Source organism: Bradyrhizobium sp., from assembly GCF_035484855.1.
Lineage (GTDB): Bacteria > Pseudomonadota > Alphaproteobacteria > Rhizobiales > Xanthobacteraceae > Bradyrhizobium.
Genome location: NZ_DATHOP010000265.1, coordinates 19978 through 30494, shown reverse-complemented (window position 1 = coordinate 30494; position 10517 = coordinate 19978). Strand labels below are relative to the sequence as shown.

The window sequence follows — 10517 nt, the reverse complement described above, 5'->3', positions numbered from 1 at the left end:
ATCGTCGGCGTGAACATCCAGGCCTCCGAATCCGCAAAACCCGCTTTCGTGGTGCTGGCGGCATGGTTGTTTGCGGAATCGGCGCGGCGCCCAGAGATGCCGGCGACCTCGATGGCGCTGGTGCTTCTGCTGATGCTGGTTTCGCTCTTGGTGATGGAACCGGACTTCGGCCAGACCATGCTGATCCTGATGGTGTGGGGCGCCTTGTTCTTCATCGCCGGCATGCGAATGATCTGGGTGCTGGGGCTTGCGGGCGCCGCAAGCGCCGGACTGTTCGGCGCCTATCTGTTCGTGCCGCACGTGGCGGGGCGCATCAAACGCTTCATGAATCCCGCTTCCGGCGACACCTTTCAGGTCGATACCGCGATGGAGGCCTTCGGCAATGGCGGCTGGCTCGGGCTCGGGCCCGGCGAAGGCATCGCCAAGCGCAGTCTGCCGGACAGCCACACCGATTTCGTGTTCGCGGTGGCGGCAGAGGAGTTCGGAATCATCCTTTGTCTGGTGCTGCTGGCGCTGTTCGCTTTCGTGGTTATCCGCGCGCTGTCGCGGGCCTATGCGACCGAGGATATGTTCGCGCGGTTCGCCGCCTCGGGTCTGGCCATTTTGTTCGGCGTGCAGGCGGCGATCAACATGTCGGTCAATCTGCAGCTGATCCCGGCCAAGGGCATGACCCTGCCGTTCATCTCCTATGGCGGTTCCTCGATGGTTTCGCTGGCCTATGGCGTCGGCATGATGCTGGCGCTGACCAGGCAGCGGCCGCGCACCGAGATGGATTCGATCGGCGACGCCAACGCGGCGGGCAGTTACGCTTGACCTTGCAGTAGCTTTTCGTCATTGCGAGAAGCGAAGCGACGAAGCAATCCATTCTTTCTTCGTCCGGCAAGATGGATTGCTTCGCTTCGCTCGCAATGACGGGTTAGCTCGCGATGATCGCTTCAACAAACGCTCCTCTCATCCTGCTGGCCGCGGGCGGCACCGGCGGGCACCTGTTTCCCGCCGAGGCGCTCGGCGTCGAACTGATCCGGCGCGGGTTTCGCGTGCGGCTCGCGACCGACCAGCGCGCGCTGCGCTACAGCGGGTTGTTCTCCAAGGACATGATCGACGTGGTGCCGAGCGAGACCGTGCGCGGCCGCACGCCATGGCAACTCGCCTATACGGCTGCGATGCTCGCGGCCGGCATGGCGGTCTCGCTCAACCTGATGCGGCGGCTGAAGCCTGCGGCCGTGGTCGGCTTCGGCGGCTACCCGACGGTGCCGCCGTTGCTGGCGGCGCGGCTGTTGCGCGTGCCCGGCATCATCCACGATGCCAATGCCGTGCTCGGCCGCGCCAACCGGTTTCTCGCCGGCCGCGTCAGCGCGATCGCGACCTCGCTGCCGGGCGTGCTCGACCGCGATCCCCAGCTTTCGGGCAAGACCACCACGGTCGGCACGCCGATGCGTCCCGCCATCCTCGCCGCGGCCGCGGTGAAATATGTTGCGCCTGAACCGGCCGGGCCATTTCGATTGCTGGTGGTCGGCGGCAGCCAGGGCGCGCGCGTGATGGCCGACATCGTGCCATCGGCGATCGAGCGGCTGGAGCCTGCGCTGTGGAGCAGATTGATGCTCACCCAGCAGGTGCGCGAGGAGGACATGGCGCGGGTCCGCGCGGTCTATGACCGGCTCAAGATCAATGCCGAGTTGGCGCCGTTCTTCACCGATTTGCCGGCACGGCTCGCCTCCAACCATCTGGCGGTCTCGCGCTCCGGCGCCGGCACGGTGGCCGAACTCGCCGCCATCGGCCGTCCCTCGATCCTGGTGCCGCTGCCCGGCTCGATCGACCAGGACCAGTTCGCCAATGCCGGCGTGCTGGCGCAGGCCGGCGGGGCTTTGCGGATTCCGCAAGCCGAATTCACGCCCGACCGGCTGGCCGCGGAAATCTCCGCGCTCGCGGCAGAGCCCGCACGTCTGACCACGATGGCGTCAGCCGCCCGCAGCGCCGGACGACTCGACGCCGCCGAGCGGCTGGCCGATCTGGTGGTCAAAGTCGCCGGAATCTGACGTCAAGTCATTCCGGACAGGCCGCCAACGGGTCCGCGCGAAGCGCGGCCCGATGACAAGCTCCGCGGGCTGATCCGGAATCTCGAGATTCCGGGTTCGCTCGTCTTGCGAGCGCCCCGGAATGACGGAAAAAACCCTTGTCATGTCCCGCGAAAGCGGGGCATCCAGTACGCGCAATGACAGGAACAGCCTCATGAGACTGCCGCGCGAGATCGGACCCATCCACTTCGTCGGGATCGGCGGCATCGGCATGAGCGGCATCGCCGAGGTGTTGTGCAATCTCGGCTACACCGTGCAGGGCTCCGATGCCTCCGAGGGCGCCAATGTCAGCCGGCTGCGCGACAAGGGCATCAGGATATCGGTCGGCCACAAGGCCGAGAATGTCGACGGCGCCGACGTGGTCGTGGTTTCGACCGCGATCAAGCGCGACAATCCCGAATTGATGGCGGCGCGCGCGCAACGCATTCCCGTGGTGCGCCGCGCCGAGATGCTGGCCGAACTGATGCGGCTGAAGAGCTGCGTGGCGATCTCCGGCACCCATGGCAAGACCACCACGACCTCGATGGTGGCGGCCCTGCTCGACGCCGGCAACCTCGATCCCACCGTAATCAATGGCGGCATCATCAACGCCTACGGCACCAATGCCCGCCTCGGGGCCGGCGAGTGGATGGTCGTAGAAGCCGACGAGAGCGACGGCACGTTTTTAAAATTGCCGGCCGACGTTGCGATCGTCACCAATGTCGATCCCGAACATCTCGATCACTTCAAGACGTTTGAGGCGGTGCAGGACGCGTTCCGCAGTTTCGTCGAGAACGTGCCGTTCTACGGCTTTGCCGTGATGTGCATCGATCATCCGGTGGTGCAGAGCATCGTCGGCAAGATCGAGGATCGCCGCATCGTCACCTACGGCGAAAATCCGCAGGCCGACGCGCGGCTGATCGATCTGGTTCCGATGGGCGGCGGATCGAAATTCAAGGTCGCATTTCGCAACCGCAAGACCGACGCGTCGCATGAGATCGCCGATCTGCATCTGCCGATGGCGGGGCGCCACAACGCGCTCAACGCCACCGCGGCGATCGCGGTCGCCCATGAACTCGGCCTGTCGGATGCGATGATCCGCAAGGCGATCGCGGGTTTCGGCGGCGTCAAACGGCGCTTCACCAAAACCGGCGAATGGAACGGCGTCACCGTGATCGACGACTACGGCCATCACCCCGTCGAAATTGCCGCCGTGCTGAAGGCCGCGCGGGAATCCACCAATGGAAAAATCATCGCCGTGGTGCAGCCGCATCGCTTCACCCGCCTGCAGTCGCTGTTCGAGGAATTCTGCACCTGTTTCAACGACGCCGATACCGTCGTCGTCGCCGAAGTCTATCCGGCCGGCGAGGCGCCGATCGCGGGCATCGACCGCGATCATTTCGTGCTCGGCCTGCGCGCCCATGGCCATCGCGAAGTCATCCCGCTGCAGAAATCCGCCGATCTCGCCGGCGTGGTCAAGGCCCTCGCCGGCCACGGCGATCTCGTGGTCCTCCTCGGCGCCGGCAACATCACGCAATGGGCCTACGCGCTGCCCGGCGAATTGAAGGCGCTGGACTAGCGGTGACCTTTCCCGACATCACGCCCGACCTCAAGGCCGCGATGCCTTCCTTGCGCGGACGGCTGCTGGCGAACCAGTCGCTTGCGGAATTGACCTGGTTCCGGGTCGGCGGTCCGGCGCAGGTGCTGTGCACGCCGGCGGATGAGGATGACCTGGCCTATTTCCTCGAGCATCTGCCGCGTGAGCTGCCGCTGTATGTCGTCGGCGTCGGCTCCAATCTGATCGTGCGCGACGGCGGCATTCCGGGCGTGGTGATCCGGTTGTCGCCGCGCGGCTTTGGCGAGACCGGCGCTGCGGGCGATGTCGTCAGCGCCGGTGCGGCTGCGCTCGACAAGCGCGTGGCGGAGACGGCGGCCGCGGCCAATCTCGGTGGGCTCGAATTTTTCTTCGGCATTCCCGGCACCGTCGGCGGCGCGCTGCGCATGAATGCCGGCGCCAACGGCGCCGAGACCAAAGATGTGCTGATCGAGGCCACCGGTATCGGCCGCGACGGCAGGCGACATACCTTTGCAAATGCGGAGATGAAATTCGTCTATCGCGACAGCGGCGTCGATTCGTCCATCATCTTCACCGCGGCGCGATTTCGCGGGCGGATCGCTTCACCCGAAGCGATCCGTGCGCGAATGAACGAGGTGCAGACCCACCGCGAGACCGCGCAACCAATCCGCGAAAAGACCGGCGGCTCGACCTTCCAGAATCCGCCCGGCCAGAGCGCCTGGAAGCTGATCGACGCCGCCGGCTGCCGCGGCCTCATCGTCGGCGGCGCGCAGGTGTCGGAAATGCACTGCAATTTCCTGATCAATACCGGCAACGCCACCGGCCATGATATCGAGACCCTTGGCGAGACGGTTCGCACGCGGGTGAAGGAAAATTCCGGAATTGAGCTACACTGGGAAATCAAGCGGATCGGGATCGCCCCGTAATTGTCATTCCGGGGCGCCCGAAGGGCGAACCTCAGATGTGCAGTTGCACATCGGGGAATCTCGAGATTCCGGGTTCGATGCTTCGCATCGCCCCGGAATGACGAAAGAAAGAACTGATGCGGACAACCATTCTGTTCGGAGGCACCAACAAGGAGCGCCTGGTGTCGGTGGCCTCGGCGCAGGCGCTGTGTTCGGCGTTGCCCGAAGCCGATCTGTGGTTCTGGGATGCCGACGACACCGTGCATGAAGCCGCCTCCGAGGCGCTGCTGAAACACATGCGGCCGTTCGAGGTCCCATTCAAGCCGGCGACGCCAAGCCTCGGCAACATCGAAGCGGCACTCGACAAAGCGAGCGCCGAGGACCGCGTGCTGGTGCTCGGCCTGCACGGCGGCACCGCGGAGAACGGCGAGCTGCAGGCGATGTGCGAGATGCGCAGGCTTGCCTTCACCGGCTCCGGCTCGGCGTCGTCGCATCTTGCCTTCGACAAGGTGGCCGCCAAGCGCTTCGCCGCGCTTGCAGGGTTGAAGGCTCCGGACGCCGTGGCGGTGGAAGACATCGAGACGGCGCTCGCCGCGCACGGCCGGCTGATCGCAAAGCCGGCGCGGGATGGATCGAGTTACGGCCTGATCTTCGTCAACGCCAAACAGGATCTCGTCGCCGTTCGCAATGCGGCGCGCACCGAAGAATATGTGATCGAACCGTTCATCGCAGGCGTGGAAGCGACCTGCGGCGTGCTGGAGCAAGTGGATGGTTCTGTGATCGCGCTGCCGCCGGTGGAGATCATCCCGGCCGAGGGTGCGTTCGATTATGTGGCCAAATACATCGCCAAGGCGACGCAGGAAATCTGTCCCGCCCGGTTCGCAGCCGACGTCAACGCAGAAATCATGGATCGCGCCGTACGCGCCCACAAGGCGCTGTCCTGCAGCGGCTATTCCCGTTCGGATTTCATCGTGACCAGGCAGGGTCCGGTTTTTCTCGAAACCAACACCTTGCCCGGCCTGACCAAGGCCTCGCTCTATCCGAAGGCGCTGATGGCGCAAGGTATCGAATTCGCCGATTTCCTGAGGGATCAGATCGCGCTGGCCGCGAGGCGCGCGGGGAAGTAGCGGGAGTGCCCCGTCGCTCGCAGTTCCCAGCCGTTTTAACCATAACCGCCCCGAGGGTCCGCCCGACAACGAAATAATATTGCTGGAAATAGGTCGATTGTCCCGGAATTCGGCGGTGCCGACCGAAATCGCCCCATTAAGTAAAATTGGAACGATTGCCCGGCAAACTATTCAGACGGCAGATCAAATCGCGCCGCTTGTCCCCCTGCTTTACGCTTTGTTTACCAGGAAGTCCGAAGGTTAACGCTGGCGGCGCAGGTGGCGCTTGGCTGCCGGGGCGTGAGCTGTTGCGGATTTCCGCTTTCTGCGACCGCATCGAGGGGACAGGTGGCCTCTTCAGGCTTGAGGTCAGTACCCAACCCGGCATGACCGAGACGTCATTTGTGCCAGAACCCGCAATGTCTTTGCGGGCAACATGTGACGAGCTCGTGCAATGCATGGTGCAGGACGCCTCGACCGATCGCTGCGATCGCTGAGGCCCCAAACTGACCTGAAGGCCGCCGCCATCGGCGCGGTCATCCTGCTGCGCGAGCGGCTGGGCTTGCCTCGCGCGTCCGCAAAACCCTCGCTCGAGCGCGAACCGCCGCATCGGCTGCTCGGCTGGATCGAACAGCATTTGCCGAACCGCGCCGGGATCGCGGCGACCGTCCTGATCCTGCTGGGCAGCACCGGCTTCGGCATCGTCCGCGGCGGCCACGTCGACGAATTGACCTCGGCGCTGAGCGACACCCGCAATGCGATCGCCAATTCCGCCGGGTTCCGGATCATTTCGGTCGGCATCAACGGCCGCAAGCAATTGACCCAGGACGAAGTGCTCGCGATCGGCGGCGTCAACGGCCGCTCCTCGCTGCTGTTCCTCGATGCCGCCGCCGTGCGCGACCGCCTGAAAGCCAATCCCTGGATCGCGGACGCCACCGTGCACAAGTTCTATCCCGGCGAGCTGCAGATCGACATCGTCGAGCGCTCGGCGTTCGCGCTATGGCAGCAGGATGGCCGTCTCTCGGTGATATCGGACGACGGCGCGGTGCTGGAGCCCTATCTGTCGCGCCGCTTCGTCTCGCTGCCGCTGGTGGTAGGCAAGGGCGCCGAAACCCGCGCCAAGGATTTCCTCGCGCTGCTCGCGCGCTATCCGCAGGTCAAGTCGGTGACCAGGGCCGCCATCTTCGTCGGCGAGCGGCGCTGGAACCTGCGGCTCAAGGACGGTCTCGACATCCGCTTGCCGGAAAACGACGTCGGCAACGCGCTGGCTGCCTTGAGCAAGCTCGACAAGGACGAGAAACTGTTTTCGCGCGACATCGTCGCGGTCGACATGCGGCTGCCGGATCGGCTGACGGTGCAATTGTCCGACGATGCGGCCAAAGCCCGCGAGGATGCCTTCAAGAAGCAGCAGCAGTTGCAAAAGAAGAAGGCCGGTGACGCATGACCGGCCTCGATCGCAACCAGACCCCGAAGACGCGCCCGATGCCGCAGAAGCGCACCGCGCTGGTGGCGTCCCTCGATATCGGCACCAGCAAGATCGCCTGCATGATCGCGCGGCTGAAGCCATGCCCGCCGAGCGATGCGCTGCGCGGCCGCACCCATGCCGTGGAGTTGATCGGCTACAGCCAGATCCAGTCGCGCGGCGTCAAGGCCGGCGCGGTCGTGGATCTCGCCGAATGCGAGCAGGCGGTGCGCCAGGCGGTGGCGCTGGCCGAGCGCATGGCCAAGGTCCGGGTCGAGTCCGTGCTGTTGCCGGTTTCGGCGGGCAGGCTGCAGGGTCAATTGATCGAGGCCGCCGCCGACATCAAGGGCGGCGCGGTGACCGCGGCCGACGTCACCCGCGTTACCTCCACCGGCATGCGCCACGCCACCGGCGAAGGCCGCACCGTGCTGCACGCGCTGCCGGTCGGCTATTCGCTCGATGGCGTCAAGGGCATCCGCGATCCGAAGGGCATGGTGGCCCGCCAGTTCGGGGTCGACATGAACGTGGTCACGGCGGACGCCTCCGTCGCCAAGAACCTGATGCTGGTGGTCGAGCGCTGCCATCTCAATGTCGAGGCCATGGCCGCGGCCCCCTATGTCGCGGGGCTTTCGATCCTGACCGACGACGAGGCCGACCTCGGCGCCGCCGTGGTCGAGATGGGCGCCGGCACCACCACGATGGCGATCTATTCCGCCGGGCGCTTCGTGCATGCCTGCGGATTTGCCGTCGGCGGGCACCACATCACCATGGATCTGGCCCGCGGCCTCTCGGCATGCATTGCGGATGCCGAGCGAATCAAGACGTTATATGGCACCGTGCTGACCGGTGGGTCGGACACGCGCGAGCTGATGAGTGTGCCGACCGCCGGCGATGGCGAGCGGGATGTTCCCCAGATCGTATCCCGTGCCACGATCGCCAATATCGTCCGGCAGCGGGCCGAGGAGATTTTTGAGATGGTCCGGGACCGCCTTGCGGATTCCCCCTTTGCCGCCGAGCCGAAGGCCCGCGTGGTGCTGAGCGGTGGCGCTTCGCAGCTCACCGGCTTTCCCGAGCTTGCAACCCAGATCCTCGGCCGCCCGGTGCGGATCGGCCGTCCGCTCGGCTTCGGCCGGCTGCCCAACGAGGCCAAGAGCGCGTCCTTCGCGGTGCCCACGGGTCTCCTGGTCTATCCGCAATACGCTCATCTTGAACACGTCGAACCGCGGCATACGCGGCAGCTCAGGACAGGGACTGACGGCTATTTCGGAAAGGTCGGACGATGGCTTCGCGAGGGCTTCTGATGATCTCTTCCGCAATCCCTGGACTTTCACCAACTCCCGCGGCCGTCGGCCGGGGCGAACCAACGCGCGCGTAATCGAGAGGCAACCATGGCACTCAATCTTACTCCCCCTGATATCAGCGAGCTGAAGCCGCGTATTACCGTGTTCGGCGTTGGCGGAGCTGGCGGCAATGCCGTCAACAACATGATCACTGCGGGCCTTCAGGGTGTCGATTTCGTCGTCGCCAATACCGACGCGCAGGCGCTCACCATGTCGAAGGCGCAGCGCATCATCCAGATGGGCACCCAGGTCACGCAAGGCCTTGGCGCCGGATCGCAGCCCGACGTCGGCGCGGCCGCAGCGCAAGAGGTGCTCGACGAAATCCGCGATCATCTCTCTGGCGCCAACATGGTGTTCGTCACCGCCGGCATGGGTGGCGGCACCGGCACCGGAGCCGCTCCCGTGATCGCCAAGACCGCGCGCGAGATGGGCATCCTGACCGTCGGCGTGGTGACGAAACCGTTCCACTTCGAGGGCCAGCGCCGCATGCGCACCGCGGAGGCCGGCATCGCCGAGCTGCACAAGGTGGTCGATACGCTCCTGATCATCCCGAACCAGAACCTGTTCCGGGTCGCCAACGAAAAGACCACCTTCGCCGACGCCTTTGCGATGGCCGACCAGGTGCTCTATTCCGGCGTCGCCTGCATCACCGACCTGATGGTCAAGGAAGGCCTGATCAATCTCGACTTCGCCGACGTTCGCGCCGTGATGCGCGAGATGGGCAAGGCGATGATGGGCACCGGCGAGGCCTCGGGCGACAAGCGCGCCCTGACCGCGGCGGAAGCAGCGATTGCCAATCCGCTGATCGACGACTCATCGATGAAGGGCGCGCGCGGTCTTCTGATCTCGATCACCGGCGGCAAGGATTTGACGCTGTTCGAGGTCGACGAAGCCGCCACCCGCATTCGCGAGGAAGTCGATCAGGACGCCAACATCATCGTCGGCGCCACCTTCGACGAGGGCCTCGATGGCATCATCCGCGTCTCCGTCGTTGCCACCGGCATCGAGCAGGCGACGCTGTCGCGCCACACCGCGCCTCCCGTCCCGCTCGCCAGCGCCGTGGCCTCGACCGGCTCGCCGGAAAGCCGGCTCGCCGATCTCACCGCGAAACTGCGCGCCGATAATGCCCGTCTCGCCGAGCGCGCCCAGAAGCTGGACGCGCAGGCGCCTGCGCCGGTGGCGCCCGCAGCAGCGCCGCAGCGGACCTCCGGCAGCATCGAACGTGCCGCGCTTGCAGCCATCGCCGCCGCCGTCGCGCCTGACGCCCCGCAGCCCGCGCCGACGCTGCAGCCCGCCTCCTACGGCGATGTCACGGTTCGGCCGATCGCGCAGAAGCCGACCTTGTTCCCGGACCATGAGGTCGCCCGCACCGAGGCGAGCGAACCCGCGACCCCCGAAACCTTCATCCCGCAGGCGGCCGAGCGGCCGCCGGCGCGCACGCCGAGAATGCCGAAATTCGAGGATCTGCCGATGCCCGTGCAGAACGAAATCCGGCAGGCCCGCGGCGAGCCAGAGGACGAGCATCCGCAGAAGACCCGGATGTCGTTGCTGCAGCGGCTTGCCAATGTCGGGCTCGGCCGCCGCGACGAAGAGACCGAGCCGCCGATCGCGGCCCGCGCCTCCGGCCCGGCGATGGCGCCGCTGCCGCCGCTGCCGGAGCGGAAGGGTCCACGCACGGTCGCCCAGCAGATTGCGGCCAACGAGCCGGTATCGGAGTATGCTCGGCGGCCGGCGCCGCAAGGATTGGACACCCACGGTCGCCCGGCACCTGTTGCTGCAACGCCACAGGGCGACGATCATTTGGATATTCCGGCCTTCCTGCGCCGGCAAGCCAACTGAATTTTGTTACCATTTTGGCGACGCAAAAAGGTCCCGGCCAAGGCGCCGGGGCCTTTATTTTTGGCTGGCGAGAAGCTCTTGAGGTCTCAGCAAGCAACTGATTTTAAATCATTAATTATGTATTCGGTGATCAAATAGCGGAGCTGAAATCGCGGCCGATCGTGGCGCAATTTGGTCAACCATTGGCGTGAATACGGCAGAGATTGGGTAACAATCGGTAAAAAAGCGTGAGTTG

General features: G+C 65.4%; 8 protein-coding genes and 1 pseudogene. All 9 read left to right on the top strand.

The genetic code is table 11. From position 1 onward, the window contains the following. Positions 1–813: FtsW/RodA/SpoVE family cell cycle protein (locus VK804_RS29925; protein ID WP_325751891.1), on the top strand; the 813-nt coding region annotated here is incomplete at its 5' end. A gap of 113 nt (positions 814–926) precedes the next feature. Then, positions 927–2036, top strand: coding sequence for an undecaprenyldiphospho-muramoylpentapeptide beta-N-acetylglucosaminyltransferase (gene murG / locus VK804_RS29920; protein ID WP_325751890.1), 1110 nt, complete (start codon positions 927–929; stop codon positions 2034–2036). Between the two features lie 193 nt (positions 2037–2229). After that, positions 2230–3633, top strand: a complete 1404-nt coding sequence (gene murC / locus VK804_RS29915) for a UDP-N-acetylmuramate--L-alanine ligase (protein ID WP_325751889.1) — start codon at positions 2230–2232, stop codon at positions 3631–3633. Between the two features lie 2 nt (positions 3634–3635). Beyond that, positions 3636–4556 carry a UDP-N-acetylmuramate dehydrogenase gene (murB, locus tag VK804_RS29910; protein ID WP_325751888.1) on the top strand — a complete coding sequence of 307 codons (921 nt, stop codon included), beginning with the start codon at positions 3636–3638 and terminating at the stop codon, positions 4554–4556. 116 nt (positions 4557–4672) lie between these two features. Further along, complete coding sequence (locus VK804_RS29905) at positions 4673–5662, top strand: D-alanine--D-alanine ligase family protein (RefSeq protein ID WP_325751887.1); 990 nt, start codon at positions 4673–4675, stop codon at positions 5660–5662. Positions 5663–5815: 153 nt separating this feature from the next. After that, a pseudogene (locus VK804_RS29900) lies at positions 5816–6138 on the top strand (D-alanine--D-alanine ligase); the annotation flags it as partial. A 41-nt stretch (positions 6139–6179) separates the two neighbouring features. Further along, complete coding sequence (locus tag VK804_RS29895) at positions 6180–7085, top strand: cell division protein FtsQ/DivIB (protein WP_414642866.1); 906 nt, start codon at positions 6180–6182, stop codon at positions 7083–7085. Then, positions 7082–8404, top strand: a complete 1323-nt coding sequence (gene ftsA, locus VK804_RS29890; RefSeq protein WP_325751885.1) for a cell division protein FtsA — start codon at positions 7082–7084, stop codon at positions 8402–8404. Before VK804_RS29895 ends, ftsA begins: the two co-directional genes overlap by 4 nt. Before the next feature lie 87 nt (positions 8405–8491). Beyond that, positions 8492–10282: a cell division protein FtsZ gene (ftsZ, locus tag VK804_RS29885; RefSeq protein WP_325751884.1), complete on the top strand. Its 1791-nt coding sequence runs from the start codon at positions 8492–8494 to the stop codon at positions 10280–10282. Positions 10283–10517 lie beyond the last annotated feature (235 nt).